Origin of the sequence: Pseudophaeobacter sp. TrK17 (assembly GCF_042192375.1) — a bacterium.
Lineage (GTDB): Bacteria > Pseudomonadota > Alphaproteobacteria > Rhodobacterales > Rhodobacteraceae > Pseudophaeobacter.
Genome location: NZ_CP071700.1, coordinates 3,232,850 through 3,249,644, shown reverse-complemented (window position 1 = coordinate 3,249,644; position 16,795 = coordinate 3,232,850). Strand labels below are relative to the sequence as shown.

The 16,795-nt window shown below is 54.5% G+C and carries 10 protein-coding genes, 3 tRNA genes, 3 rRNA genes and 1 pseudogene; 12 read left to right on the top strand and 5 right to left on the bottom strand.

Annotated features, from left to right (window positions below; translation table 11 throughout):
* Positions 1-28 precede the first annotated feature (28 nt).
* Positions 29-814 (bottom strand): N-formylglutamate amidohydrolase, encoded by a 786-nt coding sequence (locus JZI28_RS15335; protein WP_375698174.1) that lies wholly within the window; start codon positions 812-814, stop codon positions 29-31.
* Positions 815-973: 159 nt separating this feature from the next.
* Between JZI28_RS15335 and JZI28_RS15330 the strand changes: the two genes are divergently transcribed.
* The 9 genes from JZI28_RS15330 to JZI28_RS15290 all read left to right on the top strand — a co-directional run bounded on the left by JZI28_RS15330 (position 974) and on the right by JZI28_RS15290 (position 9,345).
* Positions 974-1,846, top strand: coding sequence for a MurR/RpiR family transcriptional regulator (locus JZI28_RS15330; RefSeq protein ID WP_295447959.1), 873 nt, complete (start codon positions 974-976; stop codon positions 1,844-1,846).
* A 97-nt stretch (positions 1,847-1,943) separates the two neighbouring features.
* On the top strand, positions 1,944-2,339 hold the full coding sequence (locus tag JZI28_RS15325) for a hypothetical protein (RefSeq protein ID WP_375698173.1): 396 nt from the start codon (positions 1,944-1,946) through the stop codon (positions 2,337-2,339).
* Positions 2,340-2,432: 93 nt separating this feature from the next.
* Positions 2,433-2,783: a RidA family protein gene (locus JZI28_RS15320; RefSeq protein ID WP_295447953.1), complete on the top strand. Its 351-nt coding sequence runs from the start codon at positions 2,433-2,435 to the stop codon at positions 2,781-2,783.
* An 842-nt stretch (positions 2,784-3,625) separates the two neighbouring features.
* Positions 3,626-5,085: ribosomal RNA gene (locus JZI28_RS15315) — 16S ribosomal RNA — on the top strand.
* 259 nt (positions 5,086-5,344) lie between these two features.
* A tRNA-Ile gene (locus JZI28_RS15310) sits at positions 5,345-5,421 on the top strand.
* Between the two features lie 21 nt (positions 5,422-5,442).
* Positions 5,443-5,518, top strand: a tRNA-Ala gene (locus JZI28_RS15305).
* A gap of 451 nt (positions 5,519-5,969) precedes the next feature.
* A 23S ribosomal RNA gene (locus tag JZI28_RS15300) occupies positions 5,970-8,797 on the top strand.
* 262 nt (positions 8,798-9,059) lie between these two features.
* Positions 9,060-9,174, top strand: a 5S ribosomal RNA gene (gene rrf, locus JZI28_RS15295).
* Together the 16S, 23S and 5S rRNA genes with 3 tRNA genes alongside form the textbook arrangement of a ribosomal RNA operon.
* A 94-nt stretch (positions 9,175-9,268) precedes the next feature.
* A tRNA-Met gene (locus JZI28_RS15290) sits at positions 9,269-9,345 on the top strand.
* A gap of 495 nt (positions 9,346-9,840) precedes the next feature.
* Here the strand turns inward: JZI28_RS15290 and JZI28_RS15285 are convergent.
* Together JZI28_RS15285 and JZI28_RS15280 are read right to left on the bottom strand one after the other, a co-directional pair.
* Positions 9,841-10,928 (bottom strand): IS3 family transposase gene (locus tag JZI28_RS15285; RefSeq protein WP_375697739.1). Its coding sequence is split into 2 segments (ribosomal slippage): positions 9,841-10,667 and positions 10,667-10,928, totalling 1,089 coding nucleotides; the frame shifts between segments, so codons are not numbered across the junction.
* A 34-nt stretch (positions 10,929-10,962) separates the two neighbouring features.
* Positions 10,963-11,565, bottom strand: coding sequence for a hypothetical protein (locus JZI28_RS15280; protein WP_375698172.1), 603 nt, complete (start codon positions 11,563-11,565; stop codon positions 10,963-10,965).
* Between the two features lie 127 nt (positions 11,566-11,692).
* Here JZI28_RS15280 and JZI28_RS15275 point away from each other — a divergent pair, with 127 nt between their 5' ends.
* Genes JZI28_RS15275 through JZI28_RS15265 form a run of 3 tightly spaced genes read left to right on the top strand, consistent with a single transcriptional unit; the run spans position 11,693 to position 14,372 of the window.
* Complete coding sequence (locus tag JZI28_RS15275; RefSeq protein ID WP_040176196.1) at positions 11,693-13,039, top strand: IS1380 family transposase; 1,347 nt, start codon at positions 11,693-11,695, stop codon at positions 13,037-13,039.
* Positions 13,039-13,935 (top strand): hypothetical protein, encoded by an 897-nt coding sequence (locus tag JZI28_RS15270; protein ID WP_375698171.1) that lies wholly within the window; start codon positions 13,039-13,041, stop codon positions 13,933-13,935. Before JZI28_RS15275 ends, JZI28_RS15270 begins: the two co-directional genes overlap by 1 nt.
* On the top strand, positions 13,932-14,372 hold the full coding sequence (locus JZI28_RS15265; RefSeq protein ID WP_375698170.1) for a lysozyme inhibitor LprI family protein: 441 nt from the start codon (positions 13,932-13,934) through the stop codon (positions 14,370-14,372). Before JZI28_RS15270 ends, JZI28_RS15265 begins: the two co-directional genes overlap by 4 nt.
* A gap of 601 nt (positions 14,373-14,973) precedes the next feature.
* Here the strand turns inward: JZI28_RS15265 and JZI28_RS15260 are convergent.
* Positions 14,974-15,399: pseudogene (locus tag JZI28_RS15260) on the bottom strand (ATP-binding protein); the annotation flags it as partial.
* Between the two features lie 124 nt (positions 15,400-15,523).
* Positions 15,524-16,702 (bottom strand): tyrosine-type recombinase/integrase, encoded by a 1,179-nt coding sequence (locus JZI28_RS15255; RefSeq protein ID WP_375698169.1) that lies wholly within the window; start codon positions 16,700-16,702, stop codon positions 15,524-15,526.
* Positions 16,703-16,795: the final 93 nt, after the last annotated feature.

Below are 16,795 nucleotides of genomic sequence, written 5' to 3'. Positions count from 1 at the left end.
CACGGCGCGAATGTAGCGCAGGATAAGTTTAGGCACTGGTGCCTCCTTCGGCCTTTAGGGCTGCCAGCGCCGGGCGCAGCAGGGCCAACAGCTCATCTGCCATCTGGGTTTCTTGCTGAGGGGTGCGCAGCAGGTCGTTGCGGACTTCGATCATCACATTGGGGAGCCCGTTTTCCAGCCCGTGAATTTGCAGGGAATGGGTCACACCGTCTTCTGGCCCGTAGGGCTCATTGCGGTCCACCTGGCGCTGGGGCAGGGCAGAGGCCTGCGCTAACATGGCATCGGCAAGCCGCGTGTCACTGTCGTGCAAAATCCCGATTTCCACTGCGCGGGGGGTGCCGTAGTACACTGGTGTAAAGGTGTGAATGGTGATCAGCGCGGTCTGCAGCCCTGCGGCCTTGCGTCGGTCGATCATCTGGTCAACCGCAGTGATGAAAGGCTGATAAACCGTGTCAACGCGTTCCGCACGCTGCGCATCCGTCAGCGCGACATTGCCGGGGACTTCTATCAGTTCAGATTTCTCCGGCATCGCCGAAGCCGCCTCTGGGGGGCGGTTGCAGTCATAGACAAGACGGGAAATGCACGAGGCAATCAGAGGCGCGTCCAGGGCGTCAGATAGGGCCTTTGCCACGGCCAATGCGCCGGGGTCCCAGGCTGCATGGCTCTGGCGATCGGCCCCCACCAAACCCAAATCGCCGTAGCGATCCGGGATGTGATGACTGGCGTGCTCGCACAGGATCAAAGCCTCACCACGGCCACCGCCGTTGAACACTTCGTAAGCCGCACAGGGAGCGTGGGAATCGCTCAACGTCATTCATCTCTCCTCGTTTTGAAAAAATCTTTTCACGAAGCAATATTTCTGTCAATATTATTTCAGAAGGGATTTCTGTGATACTGGTAACGGCGGCGGTATTTCGGGTATACTGTGCCTCTTGCCGCCTGTTTTTTGATCACCCCGAGGAGGGATGCCACTGTGACCAAACCGCCGCTCACCGTGCGAGAGTTGATCCGGGATCAATATAAAACGCTGACCCAGTCAGAGCGCAAATTTGCCAATTCGCTGCTGGAGAATTATCCAGTGGCTGGATTGGCCTCGATCACTATTGTGGCCTCCAACGCCGATGTCTCCACGCCGACTGTGGCGCGAATGGTGCAAAAGCTGGGGTTCAAAGGTTACCCGCAGTTTCACCAAGCGCTGCTCAAGGAGCTGGAGGCTAAGGTTTCGGGGCCGACACAGCGGCGCGAAAACTGGGCTGCCGAGGCGCCAGAGGGGCATTTGCTCAACCGGTTTTCCCAGGCGGTGACCGATAACCTCAGTCAAACCTTTTCCAATGTAGACACCGGCCAGTTTGATGCGGCTGTGCGGCAGCTCGCCAATACCGAGGCGCGGCTCTATGTGGTTGGCGGTCGGATCACTCGGGCGCTGGCTGACTATGCCTTTACCCATTTTCAGGCGATCCGGCAGCGGGTGACACATATGACCTCTTCCTCCGCCACCTGGCCGCACTATGTGTTGGACATGGAGCCGGGGGATACCCTGCTGATGTTTGACGTGCGCCGCTACGAGACCAACCTGCAACGGCTTGCTGAGCTGGCTGCCGAGCGGGGTGTCAAAGTGGTGCTGATCACCGATCAGTGGGCCAGTCCGGTGACTGCGGTGGCTGAACATGCCTTCAATTGCTGGGTCGAAATCCCTTCGGCTTGGGATTCGAATATCTCGACCATGATGCTGCTGGAGGCGATGATTGCCGCCACCCAGGAGGAAAGCTGGGACAAGACCAAAGAGCGCTATGATCGCCTTGATGAGCTCTTTGACACCACGCGACTGTTTCGCAAGTTCTCCTGAGGCGCGGGCCATGCGCTGTGGTGGATGGACAGGGCAGGCGGCTTGCGTCATGTTGGGCCCGTCAGCTCTTGCCTTGTCGTAGGTCTTAGGGGCTGTTTTGAACATTTCCTTTCAGGTTAAGACATCCATGATCAAATCTGCTGCTTTCTTCCCTGCGCTTGTTGTTGCCGCATCTGTTGTATTTGCCTCTGTCCCGGCAACGGCCAAGCCCCTGAGCCGAATTTTAGCCCAATCGCCGCTGTCGCCTGTCGATTTTGACACGATGCGCGCGGCCGAATCCGCGCTGTATGAGCATGCGAGGGTAAAAGTAGGCAGCTCGGTCAAGTGGAGCAATCCGCAAACGGGCTCCCATGGTGTGGTCAACGTGACAGCAAAGCAGGGCGCCTGCGTTTCGCTGAAACACGTGGCTCACCCCAATGGAGGAGCTGCGACGGTAAACGCCTCTCGTCGCTTCTGTCGGCAGGCCAGTGGTAAGTGGCTGTTGTCGCAATAATCGAGACCTGACCTCCTGCGAAGGTGCCTCTCTTCGATATGCGTCGGGGGCTTCTCCGATCGTAGCTTTTTCTTTTCAACCAGGAATACAATCATGACTGAAATCACCCGTCTCCACACCGGCGCCCGCATGAGCCAGATCGTAGTGCATGGCGATACCATCTATCTCGCCGGGCAGGTCGGTACCAAAGGCGCCAGCGTGGCCCAGCAGACCCAGGACTGCCTGGATAAGATCGACGCCCTGCTGGCTGAGGTCGGGTCTGACAAGACCCGCATCCTGCAGACCACCATCTGGCTGGCCGATATGGCCGACTTTGAAGAAATGAATGCGGTCTGGGACGCCTGGGTCCCCGAGGGCAATGCGCCGGCCCGCGCCTGTGGTGAGGCCAAACTTGCCCTGCCGGAGTTCCTGGTAGAGTTCCTGGTGACCGCCGCCAAGGCTTGATGAAACTGTCTGGGGCGGCTGTCTTCACTAAAGCTCTGAGAGGTTCGGCTGTTAGCCGGGCCTCTTTTTGTATTCCCGCACAAGGCTTTTTGTTTTCCGGCGCTGCTTTTGCTGTTCTTGCTGGTTTTTCTCTGGGGCTTTGTGTTGTTTGTCTTGATTCCTTTTGGTGAGTCTGTGGGTAATGTTGTGGGTAAGTTGGATTTTGGTTGTTTTGTGGTTTGTGGGGGCTGTTTTTGAGGCTTTTTGCGGTGCGGGTGTGGGGGTGGTTTGTATGGTAAGGTATTGATTTTGTTTTTATTTCACATTTCTTTTGCAGAAAGTTGTGATTTGATTGGTTTTTGGGTTGCGGGTTCTCTGGGTTATACTTAGAACCCCCTCTACCGGCGGCGGAGACGCGGCACGGTGGGGCGGCTGAGAGGTCGCTGACTGGCAGGAAAGGCTGCTGGACGCTCAGGAGAGACTGGGGCATCTGGAGGATGTTATGAGGCGGTTGCGCTAAGGAATTGGCGCGGTGGTCTTGTTTTTGGCCTTTAGGTGTTGCTCTTTGACATTGATGATAACTGAAGAGATATGTGGGCGGTTTGGTTCGTTTCGATGGATCAACGTCTGTATATCAACGCTAGTAGGGTGGGCCATTTGGTCTGTTCGATGATCTAGTGTCAGCTTCACTGTTTGACGGACTTTTGTTTACTTTTGTAAACTGAAGCACAATCAAACAGATGACTTCCGATACGTGTCCAATCCTTAGCCGGGTGGACATATGGATCTGCCCCCAAAAGCGGTCCTGAGTATTGGAGATGTGCAGAGGTTCGAACGTCAAGGATAGCATCGCGAGATGCTTTCAACTTGAGAGTTTGATCCTGGCTCAGAACGAACGCTGGCGGCAGGCTTAACACATGCAAGTCGAGCGCACTCTTCGGAGTGAGCGGCGGACGGGTTAGTAACGCGTGGGAACGTGCCCTTCTCTAAGGAATAGCCACTGGAAACGGTGAGTAATACCTTATACGCCCTTCGGGGGAAAGATTTATCGGAGAAGGATCGGCCCGCGTTAGATTAGATAGTTGGTGGGGTAATGGCCTACCAAGTCTACGATCTATAGCTGGTTTTAGAGGATGATCAGCAACACTGGGACTGAGACACGGCCCAGACTCCTACGGGAGGCAGCAGTGGGGAATCTTGGACAATGGGCGCAAGCCTGATCCAGCCATGCCGCGTGAGTGATGAAGGCCTTAGGGTCGTAAAGCTCTTTCGCCAGAGATGATAATGACAGTATCTGGTAAAGAAACCCCGGCTAACTCCGTGCCAGCAGCCGCGGTAATACGGAGGGGGTTAGCGTTGTTCGGAATTACTGGGCGTAAAGCGCACGTAGGCGGATCAGAAAGTATAGGGTGAAATCCCAGGGCTCAACCCTGGAACTGCCTTGTAAACTCCTGGTCTTGAGTTCGAGAGAGGTGAGTGGAATTCCGAGTGTAGAGGTGAAATTCGTAGATATTCGGAGGAACACCAGTGGCGAAGGCGGCTCACTGGCTCGATACTGACGCTGAGGTGCGAAAGTGTGGGGAGCAAACAGGATTAGATACCCTGGTAGTCCACACCGTAAACGATGAATGCCAGACGTCAGCAAGCATGCTTGTTGGTGTCACACCTAACGGATTAAGCATTCCGCCTGGGGAGTACGGTCGCAAGATTAAAACTCAAAGGAATTGACGGGGGCCCGCACAAGCGGTGGAGCATGTGGTTTAATTCGAAGCAACGCGCAGAACCTTACCAACCCTTGACATCCTTGGACCGCTAGAGAGATCTAGCTTTCTCGCAAGAGACCAAGTGACAGGTGCTGCATGGCTGTCGTCAGCTCGTGTCGTGAGATGTTCGGTTAAGTCCGGCAACGAGCGCAACCCACATCCTTAGTTGCCAGCAGTTCGGCTGGGCACTCTAGGGAAACTGCCCGTGATAAGCGGGAGGAAGGTGTGGATGACGTCAAGTCCTCATGGCCCTTACGGGTTGGGCTACACACGTGCTACAATGGCATCAACAATGGGTTAATCCCCAAAAGATGTCTCAGTTCGGATTGGGGTCTGCAACTCGACCCCATGAAGTCGGAATCGCTAGTAATCGCGTAACAGCATGACGCGGTGAATACGTTCCCGGGCCTTGTACACACCGCCCGTCACACCATGGGAGTTGGATCTACCCGAAGGCCGTGCGCTAACTTTTGAGGCAGCGGACCACGGTGGGTTCAGCGACTGGGGTGAAGTCGTAACAAGGTAGCCGTAGGGGAACCTGCGGCTGGATCACCTCCTTTCTAAGGATGTATCTAGCAAGAAGAACTTGTTCTTCCTCGTGATACACTTAGCAATGAACAGTAATCAAAACTGTTCAACATCGGGACATCTACTGGATGTCCTTTGGACCGAGCCGTCCTCATATCTCTTCAGACAAGTCGCGGCAGCAGCCGTTATCTGGCGCTGCCTGGTGACATAACCACTGAGTGCTGCTCTCGGGCATTGCTTTGCAATACCCTGTCGCACACGGGTTTTGATTTGCTTTGCAAATCGAAAACCGGGTCGGTAGCTCAGGTGGTTAGAGCGCACGCCTGATAAGCGTGAGGTCGGAGGTTCAAGTCCTCCTCGACCCACCACTCATCCTTCGGGATTAAGATGGGGCCTTAGCTCAGCTGGGAGAGCGCCTGATTTGCATTCAGGAGGTCAGGAGTTCGATCCTCCTAGGCTCCACCATTAAACAATTAGATCGTTAAGCACTGTGCGCAGTTCTTAACCGTCCAATTGGACGAATTGATATCGTAAAGAGAGAAACAATCAACAACACTGTTGATCGCCCCGAGTGTGGGGATGATCTCAGATTGGTGCTGGGTGAGATCTTCGGATTTTACACAGCGAGCTTTGGAATACGTCTGTTTCCTCGGACGTCCCAGGGTATGCCGGTTTGAAACGACAGAGTTGTCCAAGTCAAGTACACTAACCCGGTTCTAATTCCGCAAGGTTTTGGAACCAATTGTATTTATGATGTTTGTTTTGCGAAGGGGCTGCGACCGACATCACAGCCTTAGTAGTGAAGCGACTTTCGCATCATAAATGCGGGAAAGTATGCTTTTTGGTTCAGAGATTGTGGTCCGGCTACTTACCAGCGGCTGGATCCTGATGGTTTAGGCTATCTATTTCTGGATCAGATCAAGCGCGAGAAGGGCGTTTGGTGAATGCCTTGGCAGTAAGAGGCGATGAAAGACGTGATACTCTGCGATAAGTCATGGGGAGCTGAGAATAAGCTTTGATCCATGAATTTCTGAATGGGGCAACCCACCTGAAAGTTCATTATTGTTACTTCGGTAGCCAATAATGTTCTTAACCAGGTACTTATGAACTGAATACATAGGTTTATAAGAGCAAACCCGGGGAACTGAAACATCTAAGTACCCGGAGGAAAGGAAATCAATTGATACTCCCCTAGTAGCGGCGAGCGAACGGGGACCAGCCGAGCCTTGAGTGTGAGAAGAACCTGTTGGGAAGCAGGACCATAGCGGGTGATAGTCCCGTATTCGAAACATGATAGGACGTATTAAGTAGGGCGGAACACGTGAAATTCTGTCTGAAGATCGGAGGACCACCTTCGAAGGCTAAGTACTCCTTACTGACCGATAGTGAACCAGTACCGTGAGGGAAAGGTGAAAAGCACCCCGACGAGGGGAGTGAAACAGTACCTGAAACCGAACGCCTACAATCAGTTGGAGGGCCCTTGCGGCCTGACAGCGTACCTTTTGTATAATGGGTCATCGACTTGGTCTCACGAGCAAGCTTAAACCGTTAGGTGTAGGCGCAGCGAAAGCGAGTCTTAATAGGGCGCATGAGTTCGTGGGATCAGACCCGAAACCGAGTGATCTAGGCATGGCCAGGTTGAAGGTGCAGTAACATGCACTGGAGGACCGAACCCACATCTGTTGAAAAAGATCGGGATGAGCTGTGCCTAGGGGTGAAAGGCCAATCAAACTCGGAGATAGCTGGTTCTCTGCGAAATCTATTTAGGTAGAGCGTCGTACGAATACCCCGGGGGGTAGAGCACTGGATGGGTAATGGGGACTCACCGTCTTACTGATCCTAACCAAACTCCGAATACCCGGGAGTACTATACGGCAGACACACTGCGGATGCTAACGTCCGTAGTGGAGAGGGAAACAACCCTGACCTCCAGCTAAGGCCCCTAATTCATGGCTAAGTGGGAAAGCAGGTGGGATGTCCAAAACAACCAGGAAGTTGGCTTAGAAGCAGCCATCTTTTAAAGATAGCGTAACAGCTCACTGGTCTAATTAAGACGTCCTGCGGCGAAGATGTAACGGGGCTCAAGCCATGAGCCGAAGCTGAGGATGCACATAGTGCATGGTAGCAGAGCGTAGTGTGACATAGTTCCATGTCTCCTTACCTACTTCGGTAGGATTGGAGACACGGAGCTTTCGATGAAGCGGGCGCGTGAGCGATCCCGTGGAGAGATCACTAGCGAGAATGATGACATGAGTAGCGACAAAGAGTGTGAGAGACACTCTCGCCGAAAGTCCAAGGGTTCCTGCTTAAAGCTAATCTGAGCAGGGTAAGCCGACCCCTAAGGCGAGGCCGAAAGGCGTAGTCGATGGGAACCAGGTTAATATTCCTGGGCCATGAGGTGGTGACGGATCGCAGGTGTTGTTCATCCTTATTGGATTGAATGAGCAGCTGAGCGGTTCCTGGAAATAGCCCCTCTATAAGATCGTACCCTAAACCGACACAGGTGGACTGGTAGAGAATACCAAGGCGCTTGAGAGAACGATGTTGAAGGAACTCGGCAAAATACCTCCGTAAGTTCGCGAGAAGGAGGCCCGGGTCCTACGCAAGTGGAATCCGGGGGCACAAACCAGGGGGTGGCGACTGTTTATTAAAAACACAGGGCTCTGCGAAGTCGCAAGACGACGTATAGGGTCTGACGCCTGCCCGGTGCCTGAAGGTTAAAAGGAGGGGTGAGAGCTCTGAATTGAAGCCCAGGTAAACGGCGGCCGTAACTATAACGGTCCTAAGGTAGCGAAATTCCTTGTCGGGTAAGTTCCGACCTGCACGAATGGCGTAACGACTTCCCCGCTGTCTCCAACATCGACTCAGCGAAATTGAATTGCCTGTCAAGATGCAGGCTTCCCGCGGTTAGACGGAAAGACCCCGTGCACCTTTACTACAGCTTCGCACTGGCATCAGGATTGTGACGTGCAGGATAGGTGGTAGGCATCGAAACCGAGACGCTAGTCTCGGTGGAGCCTCCCTTGAGATACCACCCTTCGCACTCTTGATGTCTAACCGCGGTCCGTTATCCGGATCCGGGACCCTGCGTGGCGGGTAGTTTGACTGGGGCGGTCGCCTCCTAAAGCGTAACGGAGGCGCGCGAAGGTTGGCTCAGAGCGGTCGGAAATCGCTCGTTGAGTGCAATGGCAAAAGCCAGCCTGACTGCGAGACTGACAAGTCGAGCAGAGACGAAAGTCGGCCATAGTGATCCGGTGGTCCCGAGTGGAAGGGCCATCGCTCAACGGATAAAAGGTACGCCGGGGATAACAGGCTGATACTGCCCAAGAGTCCATATCGACGGCAGTGTTTGGCACCTCGATGTCGGCTCATCTCATCCTGGGGCTGGAGCAGGTCCCAAGGGTACGGCTGTTCGCCGTTTAAAGAGGTACGTGAGCTGGGTTTAGAACGTCGTGAGACAGTTCGGTCCCTATCTGCCGTGGGTGTAGGATACTTGAGAGGAGTTGCCCCTAGTACGAGAGGACCGGGGTGAACGAACCACTGGTGGACCAGTTGTCGTGCCAACGGCAGTGCTGGGTAGCTATGTTCGGACAGGATAACCGCTGAAGGCATCTAAGCGGGAAGCCCCCCTCAAAACAAGGTATCCCTGAGGGCCGAGGTAGACCACCTCGTCAATAGGCCAGAGATGTAAGCGTGGTAACACGTTCAGTTGACTGGTACTAATCGCCCGATTGGCTTGATCTGATCTAGTAATAGACAGCCAAGAACCAAATAAGCACCACATGACTTGTGACATAACAAAGGTGCAGCAACGTGCATTTGCACTGCCTGCTGCGTGACAGACTTTACTAACGTAAAGTCGTCAGTGTTGATTGTTTCCCTGCGATCTTGGAAATGTCCTCGTGACATAACTGGGGTGCGGTCTCTCGGGCATTTGCCATGCAAATACCCTGCCGACCGCCAACCAAAAAAATCCAAGAACCGCAGGTTCTTGGATTTTTCTTGGTTTGGTGGCGATAGCGAGAGCAAAACACCCGGTCCCATCCCGAACCCGGAAGTTAAGTGCCTTTGCGCCAATGGTACTGCGTCTTAAGGCGTGGGAGAGTAGGTCACTGCCAAACCTAGTAAAATCCAAAACTCAAAAACGATAACATAAACGCTAACTACTAGGACAAATCGTCCTCAAGTAGCAAAGCGCTAGGACATCATAACTGTCGCGGGATGGAGCAGCCCGGTAGCTCGTCAGGCTCATAACCTGAAGGTCGTAGGTTCAAATCCTACTCCCGCAACCAGCGCCTCTTGTGAGGTAGCGCCAGTAGAATACGCAGACACACAGCCCCCTTGCGGGGCTGTTTGCGTTTCTACCCTAAGCTCTTGATGCACGTGTTGAAGTTTAGAAAGTTCCGCTGCAATGCGGCTGCTTTCTGACGTAGTTGCAACCGACAGAATGCCTGCCAGGTCGCCAATCAGATCAACCGTCAATTCTTCACCCGTCTCGTTGGGGGTGAGGACTACTTTGTCGATCATTGCGCGCAGATGCTGTGATGCTTCGGCACGTGTCTCGGGGTTGTTCATGGTGTCCATCAGGCCGCGCACTTCCTTGTGGTAGCGGTCCGCCATATTGGGGTGGAAGATGATCTTCTCTTCTTCCTGAGTGGACAGCACCTGTTCCAGCTCATTGAGGCGGTTGTTGACGATGACAGCGCGGTCTTTGATCATCTCGGCAGGCACGCCATCGCAGATGGACTGGTAATCCCCCCATTTTTAATTGGGTCCAGCCGTAGAATTCACGCAGCCGTTTTCAGTTTCATGGCGGGTGTCATGCCGCCGATGCCCATGTTGGGTCGCTCGTTGTTGTAAGTCCAGAGCCATTGTGTTGCCTGGTCCTGTGCCTCCTCGATGGTTTCGAAGATGTATTGCCCCAGCCATTCGCCACGAACGGTGCGGTTGTAGCGCTCGATATAGGCATTCTGTTGGGGCTTACCGGGCTGGATATATTCGAGCCGCACATTGCGTTTCTCAGCCCATTCCATGAGCTTCCCGCTGACGTATTCTGGGCCGTTGTCCACACGAATAGCTTGGGGCTTTCCGCGCCACTCAATGATCTGGTTCAGCGCACGCACGACACGTTCAGCAGGCAGCGAGAAGTCGACCTCAATAGCCAGTCCTTCGCGATTGAAGTCATCCAAGACGTTTAATGCCCTGATCGACCGGCCATCCGCCAGCTGATCCGCCATGAAGTCCATGGACCAAGTTTCATTTGGTCTTTCAGGCACAGCCAGTGGTTCCGGCTTGTCCCGCTTCAAGCGTTTCTTCGGCTTGATACGCAGGTTCAACGCCAGCTCACAGTAGACCCGGTAGACACGTTTATGGTTCCAGCCATAGCCCTGCACGTTGCGCAGATACAAAAAGCACAGGCCGAAGCCCCAGGTCCGCTTGTTAGCCGTCAAGCGTTCAAGCCAATCTGCGATCTCTTCGTTGTCATCGCTCAGCACAGGGCTGTATCTATAGCAGGTCTCGCTGATCTCGAACGCACGGCAGGCCAGAGCTATGCTGACCCCATATTGCGCAACTGCATTCATGGCCATCTCTCGCCGATGAGACGGCCTTAACGCTTTTTTCCAAGCGCTTCTTTCAGCAGGTCGTTTTGCATGCTCATCTCGGCATACATGCGCTTCAGACGACGGTTCTCTTCCGCCATATCCTTCATCTCGGAAATCAAGGACGCGTCCATGCCGCCAAACTTGGCCCGCCATTTGTAAAAACTCGCGCTGCTCATTCCGTGCTCGCGGCAAAGCTCAGAGACCGGCACACCGCCCTCCGCCTGCTTCAACACTGCCATGATTTGCGCGTCGCTAAATCGTCCATTCTTCATCATAAATCTCCTCAGATATCTTGCCGAGAAAATTCTACTTTGGAACACCACTATTTTTAGGGGGGATTACCTCCCCACTTTTTTCCAAGGCCTTGAATGCAGCCTGGATCGATGGGCCGATAGTGGGGCGGCCAGCAGGCGTGGGGGCTTTTACCGTGACATTGCCACGGTCTAGGATCTCATTGCGGATACGGTTGGTGGTTATGCGCACTTCCACAAATTCTAGCCCCTGATGGCTAAGCGTGCGCTCGTACCAATCAACCTTTCCAGCCCAAGTTGATTTGGGAATGTAGACCGGAGCATTGGCGACTTTGCGCGGGGCTTCAAACCCATAGGCATGGGCATGCCCCTGCGAGATATAGCTTAGGATATTTTGCTTGAGCTTACGTTCAACTTCTGCCCGCGCGGTCAAGATTTCCTGCGGTTTCTTCCAAAGCATTTGCATCTTTTCCACCGGGCTGCATTCCGCATCGCGAACTTGTTGCGCTGCGTCATCGAATGCAGTGATAGCGGAGACCTTTTGCAATTCTTCCCAGCGTGCCTTGAGTTTGGGTTCGCCGTATTCGACCCAGACGCAGGACAGCGGCACGCTGATGCGCCACAGGTACTTTAGCTGATCTATGGAATGACTGGTCAAAGGAAATATCTCTTGTCTGTTATGTTACCTATACCCGCATTTCCCAAGTAACTTGACGTTTTCGCGCCTCCAACGGCCACTAATGTGTTATATTTCAGTATGTTAATTTGGCTGAAGGTGGTGGATTATGGATCACCCAGAGGGTGCACGCGAAACGGGTGATGGGCGGCTCAGTTTTGACCGCCGGGTCCGGCTGGAGTTTCATGGTTCCAAGATCAGCTCGGACGGTGGATTACTGTTGTTCAGGGAATTGGATGAAGTGCTCGGCCTGCACGACATTGCGGGCGGATTTCTGAGAGACACGCGAACTGGCCACAATCGCCTGCACTCACTGGTCGGCTTGTTGCGCCAGTCGGTCTTTGGGCGGCTGGCCGGATATGATGATGTTAATGACGCGGACCGTTTATCGCTTGATCCGGTGATGCGGCAGGTCGTTGGAGGGCGTGCCGTTGAGGCCAAGGCCGCGTCTGCGAGCCAGATGGGACGGTTCGAGACCGAGGTGTTGGCGGCAACCGACAATCGCACTGTGCTGGCGGATTTATCAGGACACTGGATCGACCGGGTTCACAATCGCAAACCGCCCAAGTGGATCACGCTCGACATGGACAGTTCAGTCAGTCCCACCCACGGCGCGCAAGAAGGCACCGCTTGGAACGGGCATTTCGGCTGCATGTGCTATCACCCGCTGTTCGTCTTCAACCAGTTTGGCCATTTGGAACGCTGCGCCCTGCGCCCCGGCAATGTTCACAGCGCAGATGGGTGGGAAGAGGTTCTGAAGCCCGTCATCGCGCGATATGCGGATCGTCACCTGATGCGGTTCTTCCGGGGGGATGCTGCGTTCGCCATCCCGGAGCTATACAAAACTCTGGAACTGGAAAACTATTTCTACGCCATCCGCCTTCGGGCCAATCGCGTTCTTCAGGGCAAGATTGCGCATCTGCTCAAGCGCCCTGTGGGTCGTCCGCCAAAAGGCGTGAAGCGCATCTACGGCGACTTCCAATATCAGGCGGCATCTTGGGACAAACCTCGTCGTGTCATCGCCAAGGTGGAATGGCATCCCAGCGAGTTGTTCCCGCGCGTGGGCTTCGTGGTCACCAACATGCCGATGGAACCCGACTGGATCATCCGCTTCTACAACCAACGCGGCACCGCCGAGCAATACATCAAGGAAGGCAAGCAGGCGATCAACTGGACCCGTTTGTCCTGCAAAGGCATGGCGCAGAACGAGGTGCGGCTGCAACTCCATGCACTGGCTTACAATATCGGTGCCTTCCTACAGGGCACTGATCTACCTGATGAGATAGCCGACTGGTCACTGACAAGCCTGCAGACGCGATTGATCAAGATTGGTGCGAGGGTTGTGCGTCACGCCCGTGCAATCACCTTCCAACTGGCCGAGGTGGCTGTCAGCGGCGATCTGTTCAACCGCATCCTTGCGGCCATACATCGGCTGCGCGCACCGCCGGTTCCCTAATGACAACATCGTTAATCATAAAACCTGAACAAAAGCGGCTCAACCGGTCTATCCATACGGGGGTCGGTCAGACCAATATCCGGATCAACCTCGCCCCCGAGACCGGAAATCGTGCTCAGTTCGCGCGTCAGATGCCCGAACAACGGCACCATGGGTCCAAGAGGCTTGATAGGAGCGCAGAACAGCGGCAAGGTGGGCGGGAGGACGTTCCACTTGGGGAATGTCAGCTGTATGTGAAAGAAAACTCACTACATTTTGCGAATAGCTGCCTAGATGCCCATCCGTTCCTCATTAACAATCATCGGTTGATATCGGTTGATGGGCTATGCCTGACGGCAGAAGAGGCTCCGTGCGGACCGCACGCAAAATCCTCGGAAGTTATTTTTGCCGAGTGCGAAGTGGGTAATCCCGCGCAAAATTGGGATATCCCACCGGTGAACGGCAGCGGCTATGTCATTCACGAGATGTCGGCGCTGACCTCGAAATTCGCCAAAGCATACCTGACTTCCCAAGAACACGAAGCTCTTCCTTTTCATATCATTGAGGCGTTTGAACCCATAATGGGTGATTACTACCATGTGTCAAACAGAGTGACCGGACGTGGTTTTGATTGGAATTTCGACCTTAAGGACGGCGCACAGAAGCTGGCGTTTGGAACCACAGAAACTGGATTGCTTGTCATTTATCAGGGACGGTATTTCCTAGAGCTCGATGATCGCAACGGGTATCGTTTTACAGACAGTTGGTCCGAGGCCACGAAAATGTATTTTCATCCATTGCCGGACAACCAGTTTAAAATGCTCATTGATGAGAACTCCTGCATAGTTGACGCTGGCAACGTCGACGTCGAAGTTGGGTCATGCAACTCAGATTTCGCAGTGTGGTTGGCAAAATGAATTCGCCTGAACATTTTCTTGTAAAAGCAGTTGGGGTCATTGGATCGATAACTCTTTGTGTTGTCGGATTTGCAGCCATTGCAGAAACCAGAAGCTTTTTGAGCCCGGCCTTTGCCAATTGCTCAAGCGAGGTCTCAAACATAAGCGAGGAGTGGCTGGACTGCCTTTCGGACGAAAGGGAGCATCAAGAACAGTTGCTGGCAGGCGTTGAACAGAAATTGCAGCGTAAGCTTGTAGATTTGGGGCTAGAAAACGCCGCGGCCCTGCAAATTCTGCAAGAACGACACGCAATTTGGAAGAATTTCGCGGATAGTGAATGTGAATATTATTTCGGAGTTTTCGCCGCGGGTCCTACGCGCGGCCCTGATCTGGAAATATGCAAAGTAAGAGCAACCATTGAACGAAGGCATGAGCTTGAAAAAGAGCTTGAGGAGTAATTATTTCAGATTCCAATAACGTATATCTCCTATCAAAATGCGGCAGCATGCTAGAATTCCCCTGCGTTTTTTACACCAGGGGGAACAAGAATCTGAGTTCAGGGCTGGTGGGGCATTTAGGGCTGACTGCCGCCATCTGATAGTTTCTGTCAGGAATGCCGGGGAGGTAAGCTGGTCGAGTGGCAGCTATGCGCAGATAGCGCGCTTTGCAAAGTTTGAGCGGTTGCCGACAGCGGACCTTCACCCCGACTGAAGCGATCCGCGGTTGAAGCCCGCCTTTCTGAACGCTACGTATCGCACCAAAGTCTTGCAGGCAGCAAGTCCATCATAGGAGAGATACTTGTGAGAATGACTGCACTTCCCAATTTGCAGGTTCTTGATCTTGCACGTAGCTACCATGAGGCGGCCGAAGTGTTGGCTGACGCTAACGCCAATGCAATTCCAATCATTAATTTGCGTTGCCTGTCAACGGCGGAGTAAAACCCGGCCACTGTGGCGGAGCAAAAGTAGGCCATCTGGGCGCGAGCGCCTTGGAGCGTGCGGCTCTCATTTAGCAAGCACGTTCCAAGGCGCATTGGCCGTCAGGCCAATTCTGTGAGGATCATGTTCCGGCGGTTGCGATGCGGGCGCGGCTTTGGTTGAGCCGATAGCTTTCGCCGTTCATTTCCAGGATATTGACGTGGTGGGTCAGCCGATCCAGAAGTGCGCCGGTCAGGCGTTCTGTGCCGAAGGTTTCCGTCCACTCTTCGAATGGGAGATTGCTTGTGATCAGGGTTGAACCGCGCTCGTAGCGCTGCGAGATCAGCTCGAAGAGCAGTTCGGCACCGGTCTTGCTGAGCGGCACGAAGCCCAACTCGTCGATGATCAGCAGCTTGACCTTTGTCAGTTTGCGTTGGAGTTGCAGGAGGCGTTTCTCGTCGCGGGCCTCCATCATCTCGTGGACGAGAGCGGAGGCGGTGACAAAGGCGACTGGCAGTCCTTTCTGGCAGGCGGTCAGGCCTAGGCCGAGGGCGATATGGGTCTTGCCGGCTATACGTAGGCCTTGGCCGTTCCCTACGTATAGGTAACGGTCGGTGAGTGGGTCTAGAAACCCTTATACGTAACGTACGGGATTTGCGGCAACCTTAGTCCCCACGTATCGGTACGTGTTCTTATACGGCGCGCAACATCGGTCGCCTCAAATCCCCGACTATAGATCCCAGCCGCGCGGCATTTTCTTCCGCTGCCTGCCGTACTGGATCATCCGCCAGATGGGCGTAGCGCATCGTGGTTTGGATCTGGCTATGCCCCAGCAACCGCCCGACCATCTGAATAGGCATGCCAGAGGATACGGCATTTGACGCATAGGTATGGCGCAGGTCGTGGATGCGGACCCCGGCCAGACCTGCCCGCGCTCGGATGCGTCGCCAGGGGTGCTGCAAATCGGTGGCGTATTTGCCCGCGATCTTGCCTTCAATGACATAAGGATTGCCGGGGCTGCGCGGCAAATGGGTCAGGACGTCCCGTGCAGGCTGGGGCAGGGGGATGCGCCGCGCGCCCGTTTTGGTGTCGGGCAGTTCCATGCCGGTGTCGGTAATGTAATCCCATTTCAATGTCTGGATGTCCCCCAGGCGGCAACCGGTCAGGAGCAGCAACCGGAACGCAGCCACCACAAAGGGCGTTTCCGTGCCGTCGCGTTCAACCTCACTCAGGACATGCCCAAGGCGTTGCAGCTCATTCTGGTTCAGATAGCGCTCCCGCTTCACTTCGCGATACTTGGGAACATGGCGGCAGGGATTGGAGCCATCCGGGCGCAGCCCCCAGATCTCAGCCAGATTGAACACCTTGGAGAGCACGCCTAGGGTGCGGTTGGCCTGATAAGGCTTGTCGCGGAACCTGTGGTGCAACTCGGCAATGTCGCGGCGCCCTACATCGACCACCTTGAAACTGCCGATGGCGGGAACAATGAACAGGTCGATGGCGCGACGATATTCCTTTTGTGTCGAAGGCTTGCAGCGCTCCTTGGCGTGGGCCTCAAAGAACCGCTCACAGAGCGCGGCAACCGTGGGGGCTTTGCGGTGCTGGGAAATGTCCTCGGCGGGGTTCTCGCCCTTGGCGACCTGTCCCGTGATCTCTTTCGCCAGTTTGCGGGCCTCTTCCACGGTGATCTTGCCATGCCGCCCCACCGAGACCCGCCGGGTGCGCCCACCCTTGCGATATTGCGCCTGATAGGTCTTGGCCCCGGACGGCATCACCCGCAGCCCAAACCCGGCAATCTGGCTGTCCCAGACAAAGTAATCCTTGGCCGCTGGTTCCAGCGCATCAACCGCCCGTTTGGTGAGTTTTGCCATCTCTATTTCCCTACCCCTGAAAGCTCTCGTGGAAGCACTGTGGAAGTGAGCTACCCCCCGAAATTCGGACACTGACGTAAGCTGCTATTTGTT

What these genes read in the sequence shown, in the direction of transcription:
- JZI28_RS15335 (WP_375698174.1), bottom strand. Translation starts at nt 814, where the DNA reads ATGACGTTGAGCGATTCCCACGCTCCCTGTGCGGCTTACGAAGTGTTC.
- JZI28_RS15320 (WP_295447953.1), top strand. Translation starts at nt 2,433, where the DNA reads ATGACTGAAATCACCCGTCTCCACACCGGCGCCCGCATGAGCCAGATC.
- JZI28_RS15275 (WP_040176196.1), top strand. Translation starts at nt 11,693, where the DNA reads ATGGATCACCCAGAGGGTGCACGCGAAACGGGTGATGGGCGGCTCAGT.
- JZI28_RS15270 (WP_375698171.1), top strand. Translation starts at nt 13,039, where the DNA reads ATGACAACATCGTTAATCATAAAACCTGAACAAAAGCGGCTCAACCGG.
- JZI28_RS15265 (WP_375698170.1), top strand. Translation starts at nt 13,932, where the DNA reads ATGAATTCGCCTGAACATTTTCTTGTAAAAGCAGTTGGGGTCATTGGA.
- JZI28_RS15255 (WP_375698169.1), bottom strand. Translation starts at nt 16,702, where the DNA reads ATGGCAAAACTCACCAAACGGGCGGTTGATGCGCTGGAACCAGCGGCC.